The following is a 26,965-nucleotide window of genomic DNA, read 5'->3' as shown; positions in this document are numbered from 1 at the left end:
CAAGCGCGTTTGAAGCTGAAAATAAACAAAAAGAAACTTTTAAAACGTATTGTTATAACCATTATTTCAATAGTGGTTTTTCTCAGTTTACTGATATTCAGTTTAAGACTTCCGGTTGTTCAGAACTTTATTAAAGACAGGCTTATTGTTTATTTGGAAAAGAAAATTAAAACAAAAGTAAGTCTTGAAAAAGTTTATGTAGCATTTCCGAATAGTCTGCAAATACAGAATCTTTATCTGAAAGGTCAGGATGTGGATACACTTCTGGCAGTCAAGAAACTGGATGTGGGATTAAATATGTTAAAGCTCATGAAGTCTACAGCAGATATTACATCTGTTGATTTAGAAGGGGTTCAGGCTAATGTGGTGCGTAATCCTGAAGGAAAGTTCAATTTCGATTATATAATCAATGCTTTTGCATCCAGCGATAAGGAAGAAAGTTCCTCGAAGCCATTTATTATCTCACTCAATAAGATAAATCTTAAAGATATTGGGGTTACATTCAAAGATCAGCAGTCTAAGAATGATATTAAACTGTACTTTAAGTCTTTTGATACCCGTGTGAAAACTTTTGATTTACAGAAAAATGATTATGTTGTAAACGATATTAATCTGGATGGTTTAAAGCTGAAATTGAAACAAGACTTAGTTGCAGAGGTTTCTGAAAAGGTAGCGAAAAAAGTAGACTCACTAAACAAGCAACAACCAATGAAAATTGGTCTTCAGGGAATTAAACTAACCAATTTCAATATCGACTATGGTGATGAGAATACCAAAACTTTTGCAAAAGTTCTGTTTAAAGAACTAAGTACCAAAGTCAATCAGCTTGATCTGGAAAAGAATGTTTACAATATAGATAAGGTTTTACTTTCTGGGGCCGACATCCGTGCAGACCTTTATCTTCCGACAAAAAAAACAGATTCTAAAAAAGAAAAGGAGAGTCCTGCTATTTCAGGTAAAGAAAAAGCAATGAAAGTATTGCTGGGTAATCTGAACTTTGATGATGTAAAGCTTGTTTATAACAATACAGCTGTTGCTCCAAGTAAACAAGGCATGGATTACAATCATCTGAATTTTTCCAGAATGAATGTAGATGTCCGCAGCTTTAGAATGGAGAATAATGAATTTGCAGGAACTGTGAAGTCTGCTGAGATCAAAGAAAGCAGAGGACTGGACATTCAGCGTCTAACTACCAATTTTACATATGGTGCGAAAGAAGCGTATCTTAAAAACCTGTACCTGCAAACACCAAAAACAGTTCTGAGAGATGAGGTGATTTTGGGTTATGATTCTGTAGAGCAATTAACAGCCAATCCCGGAGCGATAAAGGTATCGGCAACGATCCGTAATTCTAAAGTTGGTTTTGCAGACATTCTGAATTTGGTTCCGACACTTAGGAATACAGTTCCGTTCAATAAATACCCAAATGCAGTATTGTTAGTAAATGCTAATGCAAAGGGAAGTGTTAACGATCTGGTTATTCAGAATTTTAAGCTTTCGGGGATAGATCAGTTAAAAATTGCAGCTTCAGGCCGGATAAAAAATGCCATGAAGCCGGATCAGTTGTATTATGATCTGAAGATTGGAGAACTTTCTTCGTCTGATAAAACTATTTTTAATCTGGTTCCTAAAAATACAATTCCTTCAAATATCTCCTTACCATCATTTTTTAGCGTGAAAGGTATAGCAAAAGGTACTACGAAGAATGTAAATACCAATCTCAGCCTTACTTCTACACTCGGAAATGCTGAGGTAATTGCACAGGTAGATATACGTCGTAAAAATCATGAATTATATGATGTAAAGGCCGAAATTCATAATCTGCAAATCGGTAAAATTATTCAGAATAAAGATGTCGGAGCAATTACGGCGCGAATTGCAGCTAATGGTGAAGGTTTTGACCCCAAGACAGCGAAGGCAGATGTAAAAGGCTATGTGAATTCGGCTGTTTATAAGGCTTATCATTACCGTGATATGGATCTTACCGGAAAAATAAATCATGGTGCTTACAATGTTGTTTTAGATTCCAAAGATCCAAATGCCAACATGAAATTGGCGGCTTCCGGTGTTTATAATGAGAAGAATCCTACTGTAAAAGTAAATGGAGCTATTACCAAGCTGGATCTGAATAAACTTGGGTTCTATGAAAAACCTATGATTATTGCAGGAAAATTGGATGGTGATTTTAGCAACCTTAATCCGGATGAATTAAATGGCTCTCTGAATCTTCAGAACTTTGCGATTTCAGACACAAAAGAAATTTTCCCAATACAGGAAATTAATTTCAAAGCAACATCTTCAGGTGATTCCAACGAACTTGACCTCAATTCGCAAATTGCAGATGTAAAGCTTACCGGAAAATATAAGCTAACACAAATCTTTGGTGCTCTGCAGCAGACACTCAACCAATATTATCAGTTTCAGAAGCCAACCAAAGGTCAGAAAATTCAGCCCGGACAGCACTTTACTTTCAATGCGAAAATTAAAAATGATAATCTGATCCGTAAGTTTGTTCCGGATCTGAAAGATTTTGAAACAATTACGCTGAATGGTAATTATGATGCCGACTCTCAGAAAATAGAAATGGACGGAAGAATCCCACAACTGCAATATGGAGAAAACAGTATCCAGAATGCGGCACTTAAAATTACTAACGAGAATCAGGCATTACAATATAATCTGGGTATAGCGACATTGAAAAGCTCGAGTCTGGCTCTGAATAAAATCAATGTTAACGGTGATGTTGCCAATAATACAATCAATTATAATATCACCACAAAAGACGGAAAGGACAAAACACAATTCCTGATTGCTGGTAAAGCAAAATCCCTAAATGATATTACAGAAATATCGCTTAATCCAAATGGTTTAAAGCTGAACTATGATGACTGGACAGTAGCTGAGAATAATAAAATCCAAATCAGTAATAAAGGAATTTTAGCAGATAATTTCAGGCTTTCAAATTCAGGAAGTGAGATTTTACTACAGTCAGAAAACAACTCTCCCAATAGCCCTTTAAATGTTTCGCTAAAGGATTTTAAAATTGAAACCATTACAGAAGTAATAAAGAAAGATTCTCTTCTGGCCAAAGGTACAATTAACGGGACAGCACAGCTGCGCGATCTGACGAAAAAAATGACCTTTACTTCGGATCTTAATATTTCCGATCTTATGGTATATGGAAGTCCGGTCGGAAATGTAGCGGTGAAAGTGAAAAATAATTCAGCTAATATTCTGAACGCCGATGTTGTACTTTCCGGAAACGATAACGATGTCAAAGTGCTGGGAGATTATAATATTTCAGCAGGCACATTCGATCTGAATATGGCAATTAACCAACTTCAAATGAAGACCGTCCAAGGATTTTCCATGAATGCGATTCATCATACCGAAGGCTATTTGTCCGGAAATCTTAAGCTGACCGGAAGTGCAGATAAACCGAATATTTTAGGAAAAGTAAAATTCAATAAAGTAGGATTGGAAATTGCAAAAACAGGAAGTGATTTCAGAAATATAGACGATGAAATTGATTTTACTAACAGAGGAATAGAATTTAATCGTTTCAAAATTAAAGACAAGGACGGGAATGCTCTGACTGTAAACGGACAGGTACTTACCCAAACTTACAGAGATTTTGCGTTCAACCTGAATGTGAATGCAAAAGATTTTAAAGTCGTAAACTCCGAAAAGACCAATGATGCTATGATGTACGGAATTCTGGCAATTGATGCCGGATTACGCATCCGTGGAAATCTGGATTTACCGAAGGTTGAAGGAAGATTGGCTGTTGCCGAAAATACAGACTTTACATTTGTACTGCCACAGTCATCACCTGCATTACAGGAAAGAGACGGAATTGTAGAATTCGTGGATCAGGATCAGGTGGTACTGAATAAAACAATAAAAACAGATTCTCTGAATGCCCAAAGCCGGATTAAGGGAATGGACGTAAGCGTGAATATCGAAGTGAATAAAGAAGCGAAAATGTCCATTGTAATTGATAAAGCTAATGGAGACTTTGTAAAACTTCAGGGAGAAGCCCAACTCACAGGTGGTATTGATCCATCCGGAAAAACAACTCTGGTGGGAGTATATGAAGTAGAGAAAGGAGCTTATGAACTTTCTGTAAGTATGCTGAAGCGTAAATTCGATATCCAAAGAGGAAGTACAATAACCTGGACCGGAGAGCCAACGGCAGCTATTATGGATCTTACAGCTGTTTATAAAACAGAAACAGCACCAATTGACCTTGTTGAGCAGCAGATTAATCAGGGAGAAACCAATCTCTTTAAACAAAGAATGCCATTTAATGCGTTATTAAAGATGAAGGGTGAACTTCTGAAACCTATATTGTCTTTTGATATTACAACAGATGAAAACAACAATTCCGTTGCTACAAATGTCAAACAACTGGTAGATGCAAAACTGGCACAGCTGAGACAACAGGAACCGGAAATGAATAAGCAGGTTTTTGCGTTATTACTATTGAACCGCTTTATCGGAGAAAATCCTTTCCAAAGCAGTGCCGGACTTTCGGCAGAGACAATGGCCAGACAGAGTGTGAGTAAAATTCTTTCTCAGCAGCTGAATAATCTTGCCTCTGATCTGATAAAAGGAGTTGATTTAAATTTCGGTCTGGAATCAACAGATGATTATTCTACCGGAAATAAAAATACAAGAACCGACCTGAATGTAGACATCAGCAAGAAGTTGCTAAATGACCGTCTGAAAGTGACAGTAGGAAGTAACTTCGGACTGGAAGGGCAAGCTCGCCAAAACGAGAATATGACCAATATTGCAGGCGATGTAACAGTAGATTACAGCTTGTCCAGAGACGGAAGATACATGTTGCGTGCTTATCGTAAAAATGACTACCAGGTAGCTTTACAGGGACAAATTGTAGAAACCGGAGTTGGATTTATTATCACGCTGGATTATGATAAATTCCGTGAGATTTTTCAGAAATCCAAGAAAGAGAAAAACAAAAAAGTAAGAGATAAGAAAAACCAAGTCGTAGAATTTAAATAATGAAAAAGAATAAATTCCATATTTATTATAAATACTGGCTTATTTCGGGTCTGGCCCTATCTCTGCTTTCATGTAGTGGTACAGGTTACCTTAGGGAAGGACAGAACCTTTATACGAAGGGTAGCGTAAAGATTGATAGCAAAACAATTTCGAAAAATGATAAGAAAGAGTTGCTGACAGTGCTAGAAAGCAATCTTACTCCTAAACCCAATCCTTCTATATTGGGAATGCGTCCCAAATTATTTTTCTATAACATTACCAAAGAACCTAAAGCAGATAAAGGATTCCGCTACTGGATGAAGTATAAACTAGGGCAGAAGCCTGTGTTACTTGGGGATGTAGACCGGGAATTTAATAAAGATATAATTGAAAACTATTCCGAAAATAAAGGTTATTTCAATGTAAAAGCCACAGACAGCATTATTGTTAAAAGCAAAAAGGCACAGGTTGTCTATACGGTAAAACCGGGAGAAAGATACCTAATTAGTCAGGTGAAATTTCAGAAAGATTCCAGTCTTATCAACAAAGAAATTCAGAATACAACAAAACGTACATTTCTAAAGTCCGGAAACCCATTTGATCTGGATGTTATAAAAGCAGAAAGAGAGCGTATTGATAACCGACTGAAGGAAAAAGGTTTCTATTATTTCCACCCGGATAATATTATTGTTCAGGCAGATACTACGGTAAGCAAAAATCATCAGGTAGAGCTGAATGTAAAACTAAAGGACGATACTCCGAAGTTATCGAAAGAGCAGTTTAGCATAGATAAAGTTGTGGTTTTCCCCAATTATAACCTTCAGGATGTAAGAAAAGGACTGTATAAGATCCCTATGGGTGAAGACTCGCTGGCTCCTTATGCGTATAAGAACATATATGTAATCGATCCTCAGCATAAATTTAAACCTAAAGTTTTTGACAGGGCTTTGTATTTTGAAAAAGGTGATTTGTATAATAGAACCAATCATAACCTGTCTCTAAACCGTTTAATCAATCTGGGAATATTCAAATTTGTAAAAAATGAATTTGTTGTTTCTGATTCATTGAAAAATAAGTTTGATGCTTATTATCTGCTGACACCAAGGCAAATGCAATCTTTGCGTTTAGAAGCATTGGGACGTACCAACTCGGCCAATTACGGAGGTAGCGAGTTGAATCTGAATTGGACACACCGGAATATTTTCCGAGGTGCTGAGCAGTTTAAAGCAGCAGTATATGGAGCCTTTGATATCCAGATGGGTGGAGGTGATGGTGCGAAGAATATGTTCCGTGCCGGGGTGAATACCCAGCTTTCTATTCCGCGTATTGTAGCGCCTTTCCGTTTCAATTCTTCCAGTGAGTTTGTACCAAGAACCAACATTACCCTTGGGTATGAGTTCCAAAACCGCAGACAATATTATACACTCAATAATTTTAATGCCTCTTTTGGTTATAGCTGGAAAGAAAATGCCAGAAAAGAACATGAGTTAAAAGTTTTTGATGCAACCTATGTTTCGCCGACAAATGTTACGGCAACATATGATTCATTAACAGTGGCAAATCCCGAGTTGAGAAGAGCTATTGAAAGGCAATTGGTTTTTGGACCGACTTATACTTATACCTACACCAATACCATGCAGCCAAAGACCAATACAATCTATTACCGTGGTACGATAGATTTGGCAGGTACTCTTACAGGCTTGTTTTCCGGAGCAAATGCTAAGGCAGGAAAAGAAAAGAAAATTTTCGGAATACCTTTTAGTCAGTATATAAAAGTAGAAAACGATTTCAGGTTTTATCACAAATTCGGAGAGAAAAGTTCATTTGCATCCAGATTCATTGCCGGGATAGCTTATCCATACGGAAACTCGGTGACAGTACCATTCTCCCGTCAGTTTTTTGTGGGCGGAAGTAACAGTATTCGTGCTTTCCGTGCGCGTGCCCTTGGGCCGGGTAGCTTTGATCCGAGAAGGAATAATCCTAATGGTCAGTTCTTCTTCGATCAGTCTGGAGATATTAAACTCGAGATGAATGCAGAATATAGAGCAAATCTGTATAAATTTATTAATGTGGCAGCTTTTGTAGATGCCGGGAATGTTTGGCTGGTGAACAGTAATCCGGATTTACCGGGTGGGAAATTTTCAAAAGATTTTTTAAGCGAAATAGCAGTGGGCGCAGGTGTTGGTCTCAGACTGGACTTTTCTATTCTGGTACTCAGACTGGATCTTGCGATGCCACTGAGAGTTCCTTACAATGAAAAAGGAAATAGATGGACTTTCGACAGGATTAATTTCGGAGACAGCCAATGGCGGAAAGATAATCTTGTATTCAATATAGCAATCGGATATCCGTTTTAAAATGTTCAAACACATAAAGTTTTTTTGGGAAGTCCTGAGGGATACCTTTACAGAGTGGAATGATTCTTCCGCGATGAAAGATTCTGCGAGCCTGGCGTATTATGCAATATTCTCTATTCCTGGTCTTTTGATCATTATTATCTGGATTGCCGGAAATTTTCTCGGTGAAGAGGCTATTCGTGGAGAGATAAGTGAACAGATCAGTGGATTTATGGGAAATGATGTGGCCAAAAGCGTAGAAAGTTTGATAGCAGGAGCACTCATAGATAAGCAGAATATTTTCATGAAAGTTGTCGGTGTAGGCGCGTTGGTATTTGGTTCTACAACTTTATTTTTCCAGCTGCAGCATTCTCTAAATACACTTTGGGATATCCAATCTGCACCTAAAAAAGCTTTGCTGAAATTTCTTCTGGACAGAGCCAATTCACTGGGAATGATTCTTATACTTGGATTTTTGCTCATGATTACCATGATCTTATCTTCATTGATCAGTTTATTTAATAACTGGATTACTCAGTATTTTGGCTTCGAGACCTATATGTTGGTAGAGTTGGTAAACTTTGCAATTGGTTTCGGGCTTGTAATGCTTTTGTTTGCTCTGATGTTTAAAGTTCTTCCCGATGTACAGGTAAGCTGGAAGCCGGTATGGAAAGGAGCGTTACTAACGACCATCCTCTTTACGCTGGGGAAATTTTTATTAAGCCTTTATTTCGGAAAAGTAAAACCCACATCAGCATTCGGAACAGCCGGAACGGTTATTCTGATTATGATGTGGATCAATTATACCTGTATGCTTATTTTCTTCGGTGCAAAGTTCACCAAAGTATATGCTTATAAAAAAGGTTATAAAATTATTCCTTCCAAGCACGCCAAATGGAGTCAGGCAAAACTGTATGCCGAAAGCCTGAAACCAGAAGATTAATATCGAATTTCTTGAACTTGTTCAACCTCTGTTCTTTTTTATCTGTTCTACTTTTGTCTTATTAAATAAATTAAAGACATGAAAAAGAAAGAAGCACTATTGTTAATAGACATTCAGAACGATTATTTTCCCGGAGGAGCGATGGAACTCGTTAGCGCTGTTGAGGCAGGGGAGAAGACAAGAAAGGTATTAGCATATTTCAGAGAGAATAATCTACTGGTAATTCACATCAAGCATATTGCGTTACAAGAAGGGGCTGATTTCTTTTTACCTGATACTTTAGGCGTAGATTTACATGAAAGCGTGTATCCTTCAGAAACAGAAAAAGTAGTGGTGAAAAACTATCCGAATAGTTTCAGAGATACAGAATTATTAATCTATCTTAGAGAGCATCAGGTGTCTGATTTGGTGATTTGCGGAATGATGACAGATGTTTGTGTAGATGCTACCGTAAGAGCAGCTATGGATTATGGTTTTAGCAGCACAATTATTAGTGATGCCGTAGCAACCAGAGACCGTGAATTATATGACGAAGTTATTCCGGCCGAACAGATTTCCAAATCTTATCTGGCGGGACTAAATGCATTGGGTGGATTGTATGCTGATATTAAAACCTGTGAACAATATTTAGAAAAATAAAGTATGAGCAGATTTGCTTCTTTTGAACAGAATATTTTAAAGTATGTTGATTTATCTGAAGAAGAATTAATCAGATTAAGTTCTTTCTATACCTTAAAAAAAGTACGGAAGAATGAAAATATTCTTTCCACAGGAGAAGTCTGTACCCATGAAGGATATGTTTTGGAAGGTTGTTTTAAGATTTATTATGAAGATGAAAATCTAAAGGAACACATCCTTTATTTTGCTATAGAAGATTGGTGGGTGTTGGATATTGAAAGCTTTGTTTCTGGTAAGCCAACCTGCATGAATATCCAGGCTCTGGAGGATGCTGTAATATTGGTGACAAACAGAGAGCAAAAAGAACAATTGTATAAGAAAATACCCAAAGCTGAAAAGCTTTTCAGAATTATGAACCAGAAAGCATTAGCCGCAGTACATCGCCGCATGATTAATATGCTCCAAAAGAATGCAGACCAGCGTTATCTGGATTTTAATGAAAAATATCCGACACTGGCACAGCGAATTCCACAACATCAAATTGCGGCTTATCTTGGCGTATCACACGAGTTTCTGAGTAAAATACGGAAGAAAGTATCTTAGGATTAATAGTAAAAATAAAGCTTCGGTTTAAATTTAATTTCAGTAGGTTTATAATTATCCATTGTTACTTTAGGAAATTTATAGGTATAGGTTTCGAATGTGCTTACATTCTTTTTAGGATCTTCAATATCATCACAGCTGCCTGTATCTTTTGTAATATTAATTTTCTGGGTAGAGAAATTGATGTCATAAGTATAATCGAAGTCACAAGTGTCCCAATATCTGTATTTAGAACCAATCAGATACCAGTTATTACTCTGGTATCTGAATATTTGTTTATAACTCTCAGTTCTTCTGGAATTGTTATGGGTTTCCTGTTCAATAATAAGAGTGTTGTTCTTAATGCTGATACTAACTAAGGGATCCGAAGTTTCTTCGAAACAGAATCCGCACTCTTTACTGCCCCATAAAATATTTGTATTCTTTTTGAATAGCTGATATTGGTTGCTGTTGTCTTGTTTTAGAATATAAAGAACTCTGGAATAATTTTTTTTAGGATCCTTTGTCTGGTTGAGGTTGCAAACAATTACTTTTTCATCTTTTCCGTCTTTATCCAAATCACCATACACCGTTTCTACTACTGTACAGTTTTTAGGCAGTTGAAAATGCTGTGCAGAATACATGGAAAGTGATAAGGTAAATATGAGTACGGAGAAGTAATATTTCATCATTTGGACTTATTGATCACAAATATACATTATTCCAGAATCTGCTTTTTACGAACTGATTACAGAGATACCGGCATCAACTGCTAATTCTGCTCCGTGGATATAAGAAGCTTCCTGTGAAGCCAGAAAAAGCACCGCGTTGGCTATTTCAGATGGTTCACCCTGTCTCTTAAAGGGAATTGTTGGGATAAGACTTTGTACAGCTTCATCAATCTGTTCTTTGTTCAGACCAGTATTGCTGAATATATTGGTTTTAATATGTCCAGGACTAATACCATTTACACGAATACCTTTTTCTGTAAACTCAGCAGCAAAGGTCTTGATAAAAGATTGTACCGCCGATTTGGCTGCTGAATAAACGGAGAAATAAGGGGTTCCGATCTCAGTAACAAAAGAAGTGTTTAAAACAACAGAACTACCTGATTTCATCAGTGGAAGTATTTGTTGGACTGTAAAGAAAACACCTTTTACCAACATATTGAATAACTCGTCAAAATGTGCTTCGTCGGCTTGTGCAACAGATGCAAACTGTCCGTAACCAGCATTTACAAACAGCAAATCGATGGTGTTGGTATACTGTTTTACGTTTTCCTGTAAAGCGAAAACATCTTTCATATTTCCGGCATCCGATACGATTCCGAAAGCTCTTTCTCCTAAGCTATTTACTGCATTATGTACCGTAGCAGTACTTCGGCCTGTAATGATGGTAAATCCACCTTCCTCAATAAATTTTTGTGCAGTAGCATAGCCCATTCCGTTAGTTCCTCCTGTAATAAGGGCAAACTTATTTTTAAATCGCTGCATGATATTTTGTTTATAATAATCTTGCAAAGATTGATATTAATACAGGCAAATAAAACCCGAAACTTGCGGAGTTAATTATGAGTAATATTCAGGAATATTGGACTTTAGTATATAAAATGGATATATAGCTTTACACCTGACGTCTTATATCTAACCTCTAATAACTAACTTCTAATTTCCAACTTCGTACTTTAAAGATCATTTAGCCTTTTCCCCTGATAGCCTATAAACCTTGAATGTTTAGGCTCACCAATCATCTGTTTACCATAAATGCTGTTATTACCAGATAATAAATAAGCAACGACACAAGCAATAGCGACATAGACCCCACATTCGCTTCCAAAGAGTTCAATAGCCATAATCATACAGGCAATAGGAGTGTTGGTTGCTCCCGCAAATACTGCTACGAATCCCATTCCGGCCAAAAGTCCGGGCGGAAGCGGAATGAAATAGCTTAATGCATTTCCCAGTGTAGCACCAATAAAAAACAATGGGGTTACTTCTCCACCTTTGAATCCTGCAGATAAGGTCACAATGGTGAAAATCATTTTAAGTGCAAAATCATAAGCTGGCAATTGCTGATCGAAAGAAGCTACAATAGTCGGAATTCCCAGTCCTATATATTTTGTAGTTCCTATAGCCCATACTGCAGAAGCTACAATAATACCACCAACAAAAGGTCTTAACGGTGGATAAGATATTTTAGATTTAAAAATTCTTCCTGCGAAATGTATAGCTTTACTGAAGGCAGAAGCACATAATCCGAAAAAAATTCCGGCAATAATTGCATAGATAATATTCAGGAAGGAAACGTCAGGAATGATGTTGATATGATAATGAGTGTGATGAGTCTGCCATAGTTTGGTTACCAGATCTGCAATAATAGCAGCTGAAAATGCAGGAAAAATAGCATTGTATCTTATTCTGCCAATTAGAAATACTTCCAGTCCAAAGATAGCACCAGCTAAAGGTGTACCGAAAACCGAACCAAATCCGGCAGCTATAGCAGCAATAATTAAAATAGCCCGCTCACCAGAATTGAGCCTGAAAGGTTTGCTGAACTGGTCTGCAATAGCACCCGCCATTTGTAATGCTGTACCTTCACGGCCGGCAGAACCTCCAAAGAAGTGTGTGGCAATGGTTCCGATATATACAAATGGTGCCATCCGGAAAGGGATAATCTGTTTCGGATCATGGATAGTGTCTATTAGCAGATTGTTTCCGGCTTCTATATCTTTACCCAGATAGTAATATAGTAATCCTATAAGGAATCCGCCTATTGGCAATAGAGCGATTAACCATAAATGATTTTCCCTGAAGTTAGTGGTCCAGTCCAGTGTTTGTAAAAAGAATGCTGATGCAGATCCTATTAAAGTACCTATAAACAGGGTGATGAATAACCATCTGAAAATATAAAGGGTAGAAGGGTAGCGTCTGAAAAATACCTGTAAGGACAAATTGAATTTTCTGCTGGCTGTTTTTTCCTTTTTTGTTGACATAATGTACCTGATAAAATGTTTGACATTTAATTTAATCAGGCGTCATCAGCTCCTCAGAAGCGGTTGGGCAAGGAAGAACACCATTTCCTTTTTTATATGACACAAATTTAGAGATATTTATTTATCCACAACAAATTTTAATTCACTTTTTGCAAACGCTGTTTCAACGTCAGATTTTATAAATTAACTCGATCCCCGTGAGACTTAGGTTCAGAAATTACCAAAAACTCTAAATCTTCAGATGATTTATTCAGAATATGATGCTTTAATTCCGGTTCAATATGAAAGCTTTGTCTTTCGTGGACAGTGAAAATTCCGTTTTCGGTTTCAAAAGTAGCTGTTCCTTTCAGAATATAAAAAAGCTGTTGTGCCTTAGTATGATAGTGGTAGGATTCTTCTGTGCCTGCAGGCATTTTTTCCTGAATAACACTTAGTGAATCTGTTTTCAAAAGATGCCATCCGTCACAGGCATCTCCCCAATTATAATGTTCCGTATTGTTGATATCTCTGATGCTCATTCAATTTAATTTTATATTCTGGCTAACAAAAAAAACTTCACCACTTGCCTATAACACCGTTTTTTAGATTTACCTAATATAAAATTACGGTTAACCCTGGATATAAATAATAGTATCTTTAGATTTATTATTGTGTATAAATAAGAAAACCTCCTGAGAAATCAGGAGGTTTTTATTGTGTATAAGTTTTTTACTTAGATACTTTCAGATACACTTGTTGTGTAGTCCCATCAATGGTAATATTTGGGAATTTCTTATCGTAGTCGATAACAATATCGCCTTTTTCTTCTTTTCCGTTACCATCAGAATCCCAAGTGATCGCTACATAATATTTTACAGGTTCTCCTTCTTTTACAGCAGGCTTAATAAGGCTTGCGGCATTAGCCGGAACCGGAAGATCTATTGTAAATGGAACAGTCTTCTGTTCAATTTCTTTTTCAGTAATCAATGTAGCCGGAACATCAGCAATGTTAGCAGAAACACCGTACAAACTTATTTTAAGTTTAGCACTCTTGATGTTGAAGCTATCTGTACCAGTAAATTCTATTTTAACATTCTTCTGGTCAGAAGAAGCCTTGTCTGTCGAAGATGTTGTGTCTGTCATAGTCTGTTTTGGAGAGTTACAGCTGCTTGCCAATAACAAAGCTCCAATACCGATAATACTTGCAATACGATTCATAGTAGATATTTTAGGTTTATAAATGATTGTTTATTTAATAAAATAACTTCATAAAGTTACCCAAATTTATGCCAAAAGCCGAGATGCTAAAGAATCCTGTTATGAAATCTTGAAAATTATATTCAGTTTTTCTGTTATCAGATTACCTGATAAAGTTGTATCTATAAAGTATTCCAATTGCCATTTTTGAGTTCTTTCGGCCTGTTTATTTTGTGGAATATCCCATGCAGGATATACTCTAAATCCGCGTTTTCCTTCCCTGGAATCAGATGTTAGAATTTGTTTTTCGGCCAGTAGAGATTTTTGAAAAATAAAATATCCGGATTTTTCGTGGTATTCTGCGGCGATAATATAAAAATCGAAAGAGTCATTATAATGAAAAGGCTCTGTTTGTTTATTGGTATTCCTTCTCCATAAAGTTACAAACTGTCCATTCTTTTTAGGAGTTACTTTTGCCTTTCTAAATTTTATATTATAATGATCCAGCTGAAAATTATAACCGAAATATTCTTCGCATTCAGAATCCTCGATCGGCATGGAAATCTTTAAACCGTTTTCTTTTAATAATATATTTTCTAATCTGTAAAGTTCTTCATTCATTGTCGGTATTTTAAAATAACCTTGGATCTGGTTTTTCGTAAGTGAAGTTCAATACTTGTTCACTTTTCTCAGAACTGATAATCCGTTGCTGTTTTATTTCAGATACGGTTTTGCAGACCTGATTGTTCTGCATACTGATAACTTCCTCTTTTGTGGGATGCTGAGGTGCTACAATATTAAAGGTCTCGGAGGATATATTCTTATTAATCATTGTTTCGATAATCCTGCAGATATCGTGATAATGAATATGATTAACAACTTGCTCCAGATCTGTTATTTTGTAATTTTTTAGCTGTCTGTTATCTCCCATTAACCCGCCAAGCCGAAGAATGTTGACTTGTGGAAAACTTTTTTTAATCAGGTTTTCAATAGATGCCATATTGAAGCTAAGTTCTGAATCGGCATAAGTTGTCTCATCAATGTTCTTTTGATCCTGTGGGTATATTCCGGTAGAACTGGTTAGAAAAATAGGACCATGGTAATCACCAATATATTGGCTTACCCGGTTAAAACGTCGAGTCAATATTTCCAGAGCTGTCCGTTGCGAAAATGGGAGGCATATAATAATTGCATCTGCAAGATTAATATCCGGGTTGTTTTCAAGAATCTCATCAGAATCGAAATCGATACTGAAATGCAGCGACCCTCCTTCGCTATTGGAGCTTTTGCTAATTGTATAGATTTTGTAATGGTCAGAAAAATAATCAGCCAACCGTTTCCCCAGCCAGCCATAGCCAATAATTGCCAGCCTGTTCATGTAAAGCTTTTCTAAAGATAAACTTTCTGTTTCTATGTACTCCGGATTCATTACCTCTGAAATTGATGATCAAAGATACACAATAAACATAGTGATATCCGTCCTCTGTAAAACAAAACCACCCCGGAACAAGTCCCGGAGTGGCCATTAGAAATAAAAACAGAAAATATAAGCTATTGTTTATTATTGCCATCCGCCTCCCAGAGCACGATATAGGGAGGTGGTAGCATTAAGTTGCTGGGTTTTTATATTGGCCAGATCCAGCTCGGCCTGAAGCTTATTGGTTTGTGCTACTAACATTTCAAGGTAAGATGCTTCACTATATTTAAATAAAGTTTCAGCATTTTTTACCGTTTCATTCGATCTTTTTACCAATGCTTCTGCGATAGAACGTTGCTCTTTTAATTTATCAGCCTGAACCAGAACATCCGATACTTCACCTACAGCCTGAATTACACTTTGTTTGAATTGTAATTCCGCTTGTTGGGAAGAAATTTTTGATTGTTCATATTGTGTTTTTAGCTGTTTTCCTTGTAATAATGGCTGTACCAATGATCCTGCTGCCATTCCGAACAAAGACCCCGGAATGCTAAACCAGTCACTTGCTTTGAAGGCGTTAAGACCACCTTGTGCTGTAATATTAAGTACAGGGTACATATTGGCTTTTGCAATATTGATAGAAGCCACACTTCGTCTGAAATTAAGTTCCTGGGTTTTAATATCCGGACGGTAGCTCAGCAGTTCTGAAGGAATTCCTGTGGATAAACCAGTTGGTGCTTCTACGGAGTCCAGACTAATATTGCGTTCAACTCTGGAAGGAAAAGAACCTGTCAGGATATTTAGTGCATGCTCCTGTGTGCTTATAGCACTTTCGATTACAGGAATGCTTTTTCTGATTTGGTCCATATTGGTTTCTTGTTGCTGAACCGCAAGTGCAGTCCCTATCCCCACTTCAAACTGTTTTTTTATCAGTGCTAAAGTTTTGTCACTTAATGCCAGATTGGATTTTGTAATCTCCAATTGCTTATCCAGCATCAGAAGATTGTAGTAACCCTGTGCTACTTCTGCAACCAATCTTGTTTTTACAGCTTTTGCTGCTTCCTGAGTTTGCAGATAACTTGCTAAAGCTTCTTCTTTGGTACTTTTAATTTTTCCCCAAATGTCCGCTTCCCAAGAAATAGATACGGCAGAGGTATAATCCTCGGTATATCTTTTACCTAAGAACTGACTTGCACTAATACCATTAATACTGTTATCCGATGGTCTGTTAATACCTGCATTCGCAATGCTCAGACTTACTTTAGGAACATTTCCCCATTTAGACTGCTGGAATCCTAAAGATGCCAGTTCTATTTGTTTTAATGCTACCTGCAGATCGTTGTTTCCAGCTAAAGCTTTATCAATCAGTGCAACCAGTACAGGGTCCTTATAGAAATCCCTGTAGCTGATTTTTGCAATATTCTGAAAGTCTTCGATATTAGTTTGCTGGCTGCTATAGCTTTCTGGTACCGTAAGTTTAGGCTGTTCATACTTCTGAACTTTACAAGAAGTGACTAATCCGGATGCCAAGGCTATTCCCGCTGTTATATAGATGATTCTTTTTGAATTCATTTTTTCTAAAATTTTAATTATACTCCCAGTCTGCTTCCGAAATTTGTTTACCGCTGATACGTTCGTGCAGGTATTGGAAAATAACAAACAGAACTGGTGTAATAAATACGCCTAACACGGTTCCGAATAACATACCGAAGATTGCTGCATATCCGATAGAGTGATTACCTAAAGCCGATGGGCCTACTACAAAAAGTAGTGGTGTAAGTCCCGCAATAAAGGCGATAGAAGTCATCAAGATCGGTCTTAATCTGGCTTTGGCACCTTCTACAGCTGCAGCAACAAGGCTTTTTCCAACTCTTCTTCTCTGTATTGCAAATTCCACGATAAGAATACCATTTTTCGCAAGGAGACCAATAAGCATTACCATAGCAATCTGCACATAGATGTTATTGGAAATATCGGCAAATGTAATTCCGATAAATACCCCGGATAAACCAACCGGAATCGCTAATAATACGGATAATGGAAGGATGTAACTGTCATACTGTGCCGATAGCAGGAAGTATACAAACACAATACATAAACCAAAGATTAGTGTAGACTGTGATCCTGATTGAGATTCCTCACGGCTCATCCCTTTGTAATCATAGGTATATCCCTGCGGAAGTAATTTTTCACTTACTTCTTCAACAGCTTTCATTGCCTGCCCTGTACTATATCCCGGCTTAGCCATTACCGTTAAGTTGGATGCGTTGAAAAGGTTGAAACGGTCTACGATTTCAGCACCGGTTGTTGGCTTCAGAGTTACCAATGTATTAATTGGTACCATTCCGCCGGTATTATTTTTTACAAAAACACCATCCAGAGATCGTTGATCTTTTCTGGCATCGAATGCAGATTGTATTTGTACTCTGTAGTATTTACCAAATCGGTTGAAATCGGAAGACTGAATACTACCGTAATATCCCTGCATAACACCCATAACATCTGCAAGGCTTACACCAAGCTGTGCAGCTTTAGCTTCGTCTACCAATAGCTCGAACTGAGGGAATGATACGTCGAAAGTTGTAAAGGCTACAGCAATTTCAGGTCTCTGCATCAGGGCGCCCATCATTTGATAGGAAACCTGTCCCAGTTTTTGAAGTTCACCATTGGTACGGTCCTGAAGCACAAGCTCCATACCACTCGTATTACCAAAACCGTCTACAGTAGGCATATTCAGTACAAGGAAATTAGCACGCTTATCTTCTGCAAGTTTCGCCTGGAATTGGCCGATAATATCATCTATTTTCTTTACATCTCCACGATCTTTAAGATGCTTCAGCTTAATCCATATAGCGCCTGCGGAAGCCGATGAGGTAGAGCTAAACATGTTGAATCCATCTACCGTCATTACATTTTCTACAGCAGGATGTCCTGATAAATAATGTTCTGCAGTTTTTATAACTTCAATAGTTCTGGCTTTCGAAGCTCCCGGCGGAAGATTCACTGTAATAGCTAGGAAATTTTGGTCTTCATCCGGAATAAAGCCTTTAGGCGTAGTCATAGACATCCATACGAATAGTCCTCCGAATACCGCCATGATAGCAAAGGCAATCCATCTTTTCTTAATAAGGAAGAGAATAGATTTTCCGTAACGATTGGTTATGGCATTGAATGCAGCATTGAATCCTGCAAAAAAACGGTCTTTAAAGTTTTTCTTCTCATGGTGGTCTCCTTCATGTGGCTTTAGGAATAAAGCCGTAAGCGCAGGGCTTAGTGTCAATGCATTGATTGCAGAAATAATAATTGCAATAGCAAGTGTTAAGGCAAACTGCTGGTAGAATAAACCTGTAGATCCTTTCATAAAGGCTACCGGAACGAATACAGCAGACATTACTAATGTAATCGATACAATTGCGCCGGAAATCTCATGCATTGCAGACATTGTCGCAGCACGTGCGTTCAGTTTTCGGTGTTCCATCTTAGCATGGACAGCTTCTACAACTACTATGGCATCATCTACAACAATACCAATTGCCAGTACAAGAGCAAACAGGGTAAGAATGTTAATAGAGAATCCAAAAAGATTCATAAAGAAGAATGTACCAATAATGGATACCGGAACTGCAATTGCCGGAATCAATGTTGAACGGAAATCCTGAAGGAAAATATATACGACAATAAATACAAGGATAAATGCCTCGATAAGCGTAGATATTACCTGACTAATAGATTGGTCCAGCGATTCCTTTGTAGCGTATGGAATACGATATTCTACTCCCGGAGGGAAAGATTTTTCCAGCTGCTTCATTTTTTCGTTAATGGCAATCTGTACCTCGTTGGCATTGGAACCTGCCATCTGGAATACAGCCATCATTGGACCAGACTTTCTGTCGAACTTAGAAGAGCTACCATAACTATAAGCACCAAACTCTACTTTGGCTACATCCTTTAATCTAAGTATGGAACCATCGTTCTGAGCTTTAATAATAATATTTTCATATTGTTCAGGCTCGGTATATTTACCTTTGTAACGCATAACATACTCCATAGCCTCGTTACTGTTTTCTCCGAATTTACCAGGAGCAGCTTCAATATTCTGAGACTGGATGGCATTGGAAATATCTATAGGTGCAAGTCCGTATGAATTTAGTTTTTCGGGATCCAACCATACACGCATAGAGTAGTCCTTATTACCCCATACCATTGCATCACCAACACCTTTTACCCTTTTTAATTCCGGAATAATATTGATCTTGGCATAGTTTTCCAGAAATAGTTCGTCTATTTTACCATCCTTACTTGTTAATGCAAGCATGGAAATCATACTGTTCTGACGTTTGATCGTAGTAATACCAGCACGTACAACCTCTACAGGTAATTGGTTGGTTACCTGAGCAACACGGTTTTGTACGTTTACAGCTGCCTGATCGGGATTGGTTCCCAGTTTAAAAATTACGGTAATGGAAAGTGTACCGTCGTTACTGGCTGTGGAAGTAATATAATCCATGTTCTCCACACCATTGATGGCATTTTCTATAGGTGGTGCTACCGAACGTGCGATGGTTTCGGCATTAGCACCCGGATATACCGCTGTAACCATTACGGTTGGTGGCGCAATCTCCGGAAATTTTGTAATGGGAAGGTTGAGCATTCCCACTATCCCCAGTATTACCATCAGTATAGATATAACTGTGGCTAATACGGGTCTTTTTATAATATTTTTAAGCATAACTTACTTTTAAAAAACGATTTACTGAGCTTTTTTCTGTTCTTTATTTTGCTCTTTTTGCGGAACAACAGGTGTTCCAGGTTGTAATCTCTCGAATCCGGTAACGATATAACGGTCTCCAGCTTTAAGCCCGCCGGTTACAATGTAATTGGTTCCGGCTTTACCAGCCACTTCTACAGGAATCTGGATAGCTTTGTTCTGTTTGTCTAAAGAGAAAACATATACTTTATCCTGAATCATCATTGTAGAACCTACAGGAAGCAATGTAGCATTGTCATATTTCTGCTCTAACAATACTTTTCCGGTATTACCGCTTCTAAGGGTTGCTTTGGAGTTATCGAATACAGCGCGCAGGGTAATAGCTCCCGTCATTTTGTTGAATTGTCCTTCCACTGCATTGATTTTACCAGACGTCTCATACTGTCCACCGTTGCTCATGATGAGGTTAACCGGAGGTGTATTCTTTAGTTTTTCTTCAATAGAATTTCCGGCATACCGATTTTGGAAGTTTACAAAATCATTTTCGCTTAAACTGAAATAAGCATATACCTGATGGATATCCGACAAGATCGTAATAGGATCCGCATTTGTAGGAGCTAATAAACTTCCGATACGGTATTTGAAGCGTCCGATATAGCCACTTACAGGCGCCTTAATTGTGGAGAAATTAAGGTTTATTTTGGCAGACTCTATTGCTGCTTGTGCCTGACTTACACTACCTCTGGCTGAATTATATGCTGTTTCAGCTTCTTTTACCTGAATAGGAGATACCATATTGTTTTTGGCAAGTTCTCTTTTACGGTTTAGTTCTATATTGGCATTGGCAAGAGTTGCGTTAGCCGAAATAAGTGTAGCTTGTGCACTTCTCAGTTGTTCCTGAAAAATACGGTCTTCGATTTTGAAAAGTGCCTGTCCTTCTCTTACATAATCACCTTCATCTACGAAGATCCGGCTAAGATAACCTGATACTTGCGGACGAATTTCCACTGTGGAAACACCTTCTATTGCTGCAGCATATTCTCGTGGAATTGTTACATCTTGCTGAGAAATAACGGCTACAGGAAGTTCTGGTGGTTGTTGATTGTATGCTTGATTATCGCCGCCTTTGCTGCAGCTGCCCAGGATAAGAGCCACAGAAACGATGAAGGACGACTTTAAAATAAAATTCTTATACATAATGTTTTTTTTACGTGTGCAAAATTCGACTTAAAAAAGGCTTAAAAAAAGGTGTAAAAATCGACTAAATTTGTCAAAAAGACGCCTGAGAATAGTCCCGATAAATATTATCGATTATTCTAATTAATTGTTTTTATAGTGGTTTGGCGTTATTTGTTATTTAGACTTGTTTTAAACTCTGTCAAAAAAGTACCATTATTGGTTTTTTTGTACAAATGAAATAAAGGGCAGAAAAAAATGCCGAAAAATAGGATGTTTTCATAAATAAAAGTTTTATTGTGTTGCTAAATTAGGTGCGGGGCGTGACAACCTTATGTCAGTAAGAAAAAAATGACAGGAAATTAATGAATAATGAAGGGTTACTCAGTGGTTTAGCCTTTCTGAAATTTTTCCGGAATAATTTGTTTGTTTGGTGTTGGTAATATTTTGTCGTTGATTGTAGTCAGAATTAGTTAGAAGGTTTTATCGTCTATTTTATATTCAGAAGGAGATTTTCCTTCTTGCTTTTTGAAAAACTTACTAAACATTGCCTGATCATTAAAGCCAAGTAGGGCAGCGACTTCACTGATGTTGGCATTGGTTCTTTTTAACAAAAGCTTGGACTCTATAATAATCGTTTGATTAATAATGTCTTTAGGCGTTTTGTTCATTGTTTTTTTTATGACCTTGCTTAAATATTTTCTTGTGATAAATAGTTGCTCTGCATAAAACTGTACACTATGCTCGAATCTGTGCTTTTCTTTTACCAGTGTGAAAAAATTTGTCGTAATTTCTTCATCTCTGGACAGCAGGTTTCTGGTATATCCGTCTTTTTTAATGTAATTGGATAATTCGTACAGCAGTAATGAAAAATGATGCGAAATCATATCTTCCATAAAATACTCCTGTAGTGTATTGCTGTTCAGCCGTTTTAGCTCTCTGATATGGAAATTCATTCGCATAAACAGTTCGGGCTGCTCATTGATGATTAAAGACTCTCCCTGTCTGAGCTGTTTTAACAGATTGTGGTAATTGAAACCGGCTTGTGTAATTGGTTTTTCCGTAAACAGTACATAAGAAGCAATATAGTCGTCGGACAGATATTCAATGGAGAAGGTTTCTAATATTGGAGAAAATAATATATCTCCGGCATACAGTGTAAGGTATTCGCCATTCGAAATATAACTGACAACACCAGATTTTACGAGTATTACACAGAAAGAATCGGATCTGTATAATGAATTTTCTTCTAAATGGTAATCCTTTTTGGTCAGGTCATAAGTGAGGATATCTTTATTGATAACCTGTAGCTTTAATACATCGAGTGCATCCTGTAACGTTAAAAATGAAATGAAATCCCTTCCCATACGGAAAACTTAGAATTACAAAATTATTTATTTATTTTCAGAAAATCAGATAAATACATTTTTATTATTCCTGTTTGTGTGATTTTTTATAAGACAATACCAATTATTAGCTCTTTTTTATCACAATAAAAGGAAAATCCTATATGGTTACTACTGCCAGAAAAATATATCAGGTTTATCGTTGTATGCTTTTAGCATTATATGAAATGTCTTACAATTTTACTGTTTTTCAAAAGTATATTATTAATAAAGTTTATTGTTATTCCTGATAATTTATGTTCTACATCTTTAGTGGTATGTCCAAAAAGCTTTTTGTTTTCCGAATTATGATATTTTATACAGATTACAGAGCAATGCTTTTCAGGTTTTCTTTTGTTAGGATTAACATGCTGTTTATTAGGTTGTTGTATTGTTTTGTAGTGTTACCGTTTTACGCATTATGATAATACTAACACTTCTTTAAAGGAATAGCTCATTCTAGTTTTGTAATGCGGGGAAAGCGCTTAAAATATATTTTAAACGCTTTCCTGTTTTACAAACAAACAACTGAATTTAATGAATCAAACCAAATCTGAATGAGAAAAAAAACTTTACAAAATGAAGCTGCTATAATCAATGAAAAAGCATGCTATGTTCATCCTGAACTGAAAGTAGTTTATGTTGAAATGGAAACAGGAGTTGCTGCAAGTTCTGCAACATTAAGTCCAGGAGACGCAACATCACCCGGGACGCCTCAGGTTGATGACTGGTACGACAGTGGAAATATAGGTGATAAGAATTATGATCTTTAAAAACACTTTATAAAAATACACTCTTGCAGTGATGAAGTTAACAATTATTAGAATTCTAAAACATACACCGAACAATATGAAAAATATTTATACACTTAAAAATATAAACAGACTAACTGTATTAAGTATAATTACCACTTTTTTTATCTCATGCTCTTCCAGAGATGAGAATCCTGCCAACCCTACAACCAAACCTGCAGAAGGTACAGTACTAACATTTAATATTACCGGTATTGCTGAAGAAGGTAATATGACCAATATCGCTTCAGCTTCTGTAAGTAATAAATTAACAGGAGTATCTCCAATGGCTAAAAATGAAATAGTATCTGCCGGAGGTTTTGACGTAATTACAAGCGCGGAAGGGCTATCAACTTCAATGAATACAGGACTGATGGCTACTGCGTCGACCTTTTCTTCCGGTACAGCAGCAGCGGCAGCGAGTACTCCAATGCAAAACGGAATTAAATACCGATTGTTAATTTACGATGCTGTAAGCAATGCACTTGTAAAAGATGTAGATGGTACAGCAGGAATAGTTCCTAATATCCAAGTAGACGGGGGTAAGCAATACAGATGGTATATTATTTCTACTAATTCTACCGTATCTCCTACAGTAAATACTACAACAGGAATGGTTTCCGGTAGTTCGCTGGCTAATAAAGATATATTGTACAACCAAGGAGTTGTAACCACCCAATACGGGCAGAATAATCTAAATATAGTATTTAGACATTACACATCCCGTATCGATGTAAAACTAGATACCAGAGGAATGTTTGGCTCTATAAATAATACATCTACCCTGGAAGTAGGAACCGGTACAGGAAGTAGTTTTGCCAGTATAATAAAAACAGGAGATCTTAACCTGTTTACAGCTACCTATACCAATCTGCAGGATGCTCCTGCGGTTACAGCGGCCAATATGGTAAATACAACTGGAGCCGGAGGTGCTGTAGGTGCAACTAAAACTGCGACTTTCTATACAGTAAGCAGTCCTACTGTTCCGGCTAATAATCTTAGGCTGAGAATGGGTACACTTGATCTTACAATGGACAACAATACAACCAGAAGTTTTACCAATAGTATTGTGCCTTATAGCAATGCTTCGTTTACACCAGTTTTAACAAGCAAATATAATATTAATGCTCAGTTAGTAGAATCCGGAGTAAGAGTAAAGGGGTTATTGTGGGCAAGAACTAACCTTACATACAATACATCTCAGCCAGACCAGTACAGATTCAAAGTTAATAATGAATATGCAGACCCGGATAAAGATCTTGATTATTGGAACTGGATGTCTGCAACACCTACAGGATCTTCTTCTGATAATGTAGATCCGTGTTCCAGAATTTATCCGGAAAATACATGGAGAATGCCGACAAGTACTGAATTTAATTCTCTTGGGGATCCAGATCAGAAAAATGAAAACTATGGCTTGTTGGTAGGTGCCGTTTATAGTGCCGTTTGGAATCTGGATACTGGTAATAGTGTTAATGCTGCTTACCCGGAAAAATCTCAGAATCTTTTTATTCCTCTGTATGGTTACCGTTCCACACCGGGAATTCTTGGTTCTTCTATTGTTGATTCTCCGGTAGGATTAGTGGCTGGTTTACTGGGAGCAGGCTCTGCTTATTATGGAACAAGCACAGCAACAAGCGCTTCCAATGCAAATTTCTATTACATCAGATATTTCAGGCTTGCATTTTTGGTTGGCTGGAGTAATTCGGAAATAAAAAATGCTGCAAAAACAGAGGGGCGTTCCGTACGTTGTGTGAGAAGTATATCTGTTCCTAACGCCTGATAAAGAAAACACAATTAATTATATCAATTAATAATTCATCATCATTTGTTTATAAACTGTGTTGCAGTTTCGACGGGCAGCCAGAATTTTGTCAGGTTGTCCCGTTTTTACAATTGTTGGTATGAATATCGCTGGAAAATGACTAGTACCCGAAAACTATTGTTATTTTAAATATAAATGAATTATTTTTTAAATGATATAATTTCTAAATTCATTGTTGCAGCCCAAATTATGTAGTATAGAAAGGCCTTTAGTCAGAATTGTTTTATTCTTTATTTACGGACTAAAAATACTTTTTATACTTGTGTTTCTACAATTTCCAATTTGGTAATAATATAATTTTTTCAATTTTTCTCATCTATATAGAATGCTATACTGTAAGGGAATAGGTATTATTATTTTAACAATAATAAATTCTTATTTGTCTGAAATTAAATTTTAAATGCTAATTAACTAAATATGAGGAAGGTTGTTTTAGCAGTTTTCTATTTTTTAGCAATTTTATCGTATGCTCAAAGGAAAGATATCAATAATACGATATATGATACAACAATTCTGATAAAATCACAGAATGACTTCCTGAAAGCATTGAAGGAAGCAGATTCTTTGTATATAAAATCGGAAACACCATTGTTGAAGACCAAAAGTCTTATGCTTTCTGCGCTGCTTTATCACCGGTCAGGTGACATTAGTAAGTGTATAGAATATGCCCTAAAGGCTGAAGAAATTATAGAAAAAACGAATCTGACCGAATGGAAAGCCCGTGTTTATATTTTTCTGGCGACCCAGTACCGTATTCTGAAGCTTTATAGTCATTCCAAAAAATATATGGATAAAGCTTTTAGTACCAGCAAAAGGATACAGAATAATGATATTACCGATTCTATAAATGGATTGATGTGGCAGGAAATCGCTTATTATGAAATTGAAAAAAAGGACTACCAAAAATCGATTGAAAGCGTACTGAGATCTCAGGAATTCTTCAGTGCATCAAAGCATTATGATGACTTTTCGGAAGCTAATAATGAACAAATCTTAGGACTGAATTATTATCATCTGAATGATATGGATACTTCGCTGCGACATTACCGGAAAGCCGGATATATGGCGAAAAGCATGCCCGATTATTGTATTAAAGGTTTTATATACAACGGACTGGCAAAAGTCTATCTGTATAAAGATAATCTGAGACAGGCTAAAAAGTATGCGAAGCTTGCTTCTGACATTGCTGATAAATCAAACTGTCTGCAGCTTAAAAATGAGGTGTATGATACGTTTCACAGGTATTATACTATTGTTCAGGATGTTGAAGAGCTTGCAGTTATACAAGAGAAAAGAGACTCAATAACCGATCTTCTGGCGAACAGATCCACCTTATTTATCAACGATTTTTATCAGAAGATGGATAAGAAGAATAATATTCTCCAACAGAAAAACCATGTTAAAAACTGGATTATCATAGTTATATGTCTGGTTTTGATGATTAATATAATTTACTTTACACAGTACAGAGAGAATTTTAAAATGACATTTACCAGATTTAATCGTATTTTGAAAAAGAAAGCTTATGAAAAACCTTCCCCGAAAGAAATTCATAACAATTTTTCTGTTGCTGTGAAGATAGCGGATCTGAAGGAAGATGAAACAGTTGATAACGAAGAATCTGGAGTAATGATGACGCAAGCTACAGAACAAAAACTACTGTTACGTCTGCGGGAATTCGAAAATTCTACATTATTTACCAGAAAAAATATTTCGCTCTCTTATTTGGCTACTTATTGTGGGGCCAATACCCGGTATATTTCCTATATCATTAATACCTATAAGAAGAAAGATTTTAATAATTATATCAACGAATTGAGGATAAAATATATAGTGTTTAAGTTGGAAAAAATGCCGCAATACAGAAAATATAAAGTAGCCACACTGGCAGAGGAAGCAGGTTTTTCTTCCCCGAATAAATTTGCGACAGTATTTAAAAAGGAAATATCAGTTTCGCCTTCTTTATATATAAAGCATCTGGATGATGTAGCTGCAAGGTAAAACAGAGC

19 protein-coding genes and 1 riboswitch are annotated in these 26,965 nt (G+C 36.8%); of the genes, 8 read left to right on the top strand and 11 right to left on the bottom strand.

Annotation, left to right across the window (positions count from 1 at the left end; all coding sequences use genetic code 11):
- Positions 1-9: 9 nt before the first annotated feature.
- The 5 genes from C8J95_RS14140 (at position 10) to C8J95_RS14120 (ending at position 9,507) form a co-directional block, all read left to right on the top strand.
- Entirely contained in the window at positions 10-5,028 is a 5,019-nt protein-coding gene (locus tag C8J95_RS14140; protein WP_107809058.1) for a translocation/assembly module TamB, read from the top strand.
- Complete coding sequence (locus tag C8J95_RS14135; protein WP_107809059.1) at positions 5,028-7,364, top strand: BamA/TamA family outer membrane protein; 2,337 nt, start codon at positions 5,028-5,030, stop codon at positions 7,362-7,364. The genes C8J95_RS14140 and C8J95_RS14135 overlap by 1 nt, the downstream gene beginning before the upstream one ends.
- Position 7,365: 1 nt before the next feature.
- Positions 7,366-8,286 carry a YihY/virulence factor BrkB family protein gene (locus tag C8J95_RS14130; protein ID WP_107809060.1) on the top strand — a complete coding sequence of 307 codons (921 nt, stop codon included), beginning with the start codon at positions 7,366-7,368 and terminating at the stop codon, positions 8,284-8,286.
- 78 nt (positions 8,287-8,364) lie between these two features.
- Positions 8,365-8,925 carry a cysteine hydrolase family protein gene (locus C8J95_RS14125; RefSeq protein ID WP_107809061.1) on the top strand — a complete coding sequence of 187 codons (561 nt, stop codon included), beginning with the start codon at positions 8,365-8,367 and terminating at the stop codon, positions 8,923-8,925.
- A 3-nt stretch (positions 8,926-8,928) separates the two neighbouring features.
- A complete protein-coding gene (locus C8J95_RS14120; RefSeq protein ID WP_107809062.1) occupies positions 8,929-9,507 on the top strand; it encodes a Crp/Fnr family transcriptional regulator in 579 nt (192 codons plus the stop codon).
- A gap of 2 nt (positions 9,508-9,509) precedes the next feature.
- Here C8J95_RS14120 and C8J95_RS14115 read toward each other — a convergent pair whose 3' ends face one another.
- The 11 genes from C8J95_RS14115 to C8J95_RS14065 all read right to left on the bottom strand — a co-directional run bounded on the left by C8J95_RS14115 (position 9,510) and on the right by C8J95_RS14065 (position 22,322).
- Positions 9,510-10,178, bottom strand: coding sequence for a hypothetical protein (locus C8J95_RS14115; protein WP_255412819.1), 669 nt, complete (start codon positions 10,176-10,178; stop codon positions 9,510-9,512).
- A gap of 45 nt (positions 10,179-10,223) precedes the next feature.
- Complete coding sequence (locus C8J95_RS14110; protein ID WP_107809064.1) at positions 10,224-10,979, bottom strand: SDR family oxidoreductase; 756 nt, start codon at positions 10,977-10,979, stop codon at positions 10,224-10,226.
- A gap of 191 nt (positions 10,980-11,170) precedes the next feature.
- Positions 11,171-12,478 carry a voltage-gated chloride channel family protein gene (locus tag C8J95_RS14105; protein WP_107809065.1) on the bottom strand — a complete coding sequence of 436 codons (1,308 nt, stop codon included), beginning with the start codon at positions 12,476-12,478 and terminating at the stop codon, positions 11,171-11,173.
- Between the two features lie 29 nt (positions 12,479-12,507).
- A riboswitch (Fluoride riboswitch) is annotated at positions 12,508-12,575 on the bottom strand.
- Positions 12,576-12,654: 79 nt separating this feature from the next.
- Positions 12,655-12,996 carry a cupin domain-containing protein gene (locus tag C8J95_RS14100; RefSeq protein ID WP_107809066.1) on the bottom strand — a complete coding sequence of 114 codons (342 nt, stop codon included), beginning with the start codon at positions 12,994-12,996 and terminating at the stop codon, positions 12,655-12,657.
- Between the two features lie 190 nt (positions 12,997-13,186).
- Entirely contained in the window at positions 13,187-13,675 is a 489-nt protein-coding gene (locus C8J95_RS14095) for a hypothetical protein (RefSeq protein WP_107809067.1), read from the bottom strand.
- A gap of 99 nt (positions 13,676-13,774) precedes the next feature.
- The gene (locus C8J95_RS14090; RefSeq protein WP_107809068.1) at positions 13,775-14,275 is read right to left on the bottom strand and encodes a MepB family protein; all 501 of its coding nucleotides are present in this window, start codon (positions 14,273-14,275) and stop codon (positions 13,775-13,777) included.
- 10 nt (positions 14,276-14,285) lie between these two features.
- Entirely contained in the window at positions 14,286-15,083 is a 798-nt protein-coding gene (locus C8J95_RS14085; protein ID WP_255412818.1) for a hypothetical protein, read from the bottom strand.
- Between the two features lie 132 nt (positions 15,084-15,215).
- Positions 15,216-16,643 (bottom strand): efflux transporter outer membrane subunit, encoded by a 1,428-nt coding sequence (locus C8J95_RS14080; RefSeq protein WP_107809069.1) that lies wholly within the window; start codon positions 16,641-16,643, stop codon positions 15,216-15,218.
- Positions 16,644-16,656: 13 nt separating this feature from the next.
- Positions 16,657-19,800 carry an efflux RND transporter permease subunit gene (locus C8J95_RS14075; RefSeq protein WP_107809070.1) on the bottom strand — a complete coding sequence of 1,048 codons (3,144 nt, stop codon included), beginning with the start codon at positions 19,798-19,800 and terminating at the stop codon, positions 16,657-16,659.
- Positions 19,801-19,821: 21 nt separating this feature from the next.
- Positions 19,822-20,976, bottom strand: coding sequence for an efflux RND transporter periplasmic adaptor subunit (locus C8J95_RS14070; protein ID WP_107809071.1), 1,155 nt, complete (start codon positions 20,974-20,976; stop codon positions 19,822-19,824).
- 452 nt (positions 20,977-21,428) lie between these two features.
- Entirely contained in the window at positions 21,429-22,322 is an 894-nt protein-coding gene (locus C8J95_RS14065) for an AraC family transcriptional regulator (protein WP_107809072.1), read from the bottom strand.
- Between the two features lie 575 nt (positions 22,323-22,897).
- Here C8J95_RS14065 and C8J95_RS14060 point away from each other — a divergent pair.
- The 3 genes from C8J95_RS14060 (at position 22,898) to C8J95_RS14050 (ending at position 26,957) form a co-directional block, all read left to right on the top strand.
- A complete protein-coding gene (locus C8J95_RS14060; protein WP_107809073.1) occupies positions 22,898-23,113 on the top strand; it encodes a hypothetical protein in 216 nt (71 codons plus the stop codon).
- A gap of 76 nt (positions 23,114-23,189) precedes the next feature.
- Positions 23,190-24,914: a hypothetical protein gene (locus tag C8J95_RS14055; protein ID WP_107809251.1), complete on the top strand. Its 1,725-nt coding sequence runs from the start codon at positions 23,190-23,192 to the stop codon at positions 24,912-24,914.
- A gap of 459 nt (positions 24,915-25,373) precedes the next feature.
- Positions 25,374-26,957 (top strand): helix-turn-helix domain-containing protein, encoded by a 1,584-nt coding sequence (locus C8J95_RS14050; protein ID WP_107809074.1) that lies wholly within the window; start codon positions 25,374-25,376, stop codon positions 26,955-26,957.
- Positions 26,958-26,965 lie beyond the last annotated feature (8 nt).

It is taken from the genome of Elizabethkingia sp. YR214 (genome assembly GCF_003058195.1).
Taxonomy (GTDB): Bacteria; Bacteroidota; Bacteroidia; order Flavobacteriales; family Weeksellaceae; genus Elizabethkingia.
This window is presented reverse-complemented; position numbering and strand designations above follow the sequence as displayed.

Bases quoted from the DNA above. Each gene is read 5' to 3' on its own strand.
- C8J95_RS14120 (WP_107809062.1), top strand. From the start codon at position 8,929: ATGAGCAGATTTGCTTCTTTTGAACAGAATATTTTAAAGTATGTTGAT.
- C8J95_RS14135 (WP_107809059.1), top strand. From the start codon at position 5,028: ATGAAAAAGAATAAATTCCATATTTATTATAAATACTGGCTTATTTCG.
- C8J95_RS14125 (WP_107809061.1), top strand. From the start codon at position 8,365: ATGAAAAAGAAAGAAGCACTATTGTTAATAGACATTCAGAACGATTAT.
- C8J95_RS14130 (WP_107809060.1), top strand. From the start codon at position 7,366: ATGTTCAAACACATAAAGTTTTTTTGGGAAGTCCTGAGGGATACCTTT.
- C8J95_RS14050 (WP_107809074.1), top strand. From the start codon at position 25,374: ATGAGGAAGGTTGTTTTAGCAGTTTTCTATTTTTTAGCAATTTTATCG.
- C8J95_RS14075 (WP_107809070.1), bottom strand. From the start codon at position 19,800: ATGCTTAAAAATATTATAAAAAGACCCGTATTAGCCACAGTTATATCT.
- C8J95_RS14105 (WP_107809065.1), bottom strand. From the start codon at position 12,478: ATGTCAACAAAAAAGGAAAAAACAGCCAGCAGAAAATTCAATTTGTCC.
- C8J95_RS14115 (WP_255412819.1), bottom strand. From the start codon at position 10,178: ATGATGAAATATTACTTCTCCGTACTCATATTTACCTTATCACTTTCC.
- C8J95_RS14055 (WP_107809251.1), top strand. From the start codon at position 23,190: ATGAAAAATATTTATACACTTAAAAATATAAACAGACTAACTGTATTA.
- C8J95_RS14100 (WP_107809066.1), bottom strand. From the start codon at position 12,996: ATGAGCATCAGAGATATCAACAATACGGAACATTATAATTGGGGAGAT.
- C8J95_RS14070 (WP_107809071.1), bottom strand. From the start codon at position 20,976: ATGTATAAGAATTTTATTTTAAAGTCGTCCTTCATCGTTTCTGTGGCT.
- C8J95_RS14060 (WP_107809073.1), top strand. From the start codon at position 22,898: ATGAGAAAAAAAACTTTACAAAATGAAGCTGCTATAATCAATGAAAAA.
- C8J95_RS14110 (WP_107809064.1), bottom strand. From the start codon at position 10,979: ATGCAGCGATTTAAAAATAAGTTTGCCCTTATTACAGGAGGAACTAAC.
- C8J95_RS14090 (WP_107809068.1), bottom strand. From the start codon at position 14,275: ATGAATGAAGAACTTTACAGATTAGAAAATATATTATTAAAAGAAAAC.
- C8J95_RS14085 (WP_255412818.1), bottom strand. From the start codon at position 15,083: ATGAATCCGGAGTACATAGAAACAGAAAGTTTATCTTTAGAAAAGCTT.
- C8J95_RS14095 (WP_107809067.1), bottom strand. From the start codon at position 13,675: ATGAATCGTATTGCAAGTATTATCGGTATTGGAGCTTTGTTATTGGCA.
- C8J95_RS14065 (WP_107809072.1), bottom strand. From the start codon at position 22,322: ATGGGAAGGGATTTCATTTCATTTTTAACGTTACAGGATGCACTCGAT.
- C8J95_RS14080 (WP_107809069.1), bottom strand. From the start codon at position 16,643: ATGAATTCAAAAAGAATCATCTATATAACAGCGGGAATAGCCTTGGCA.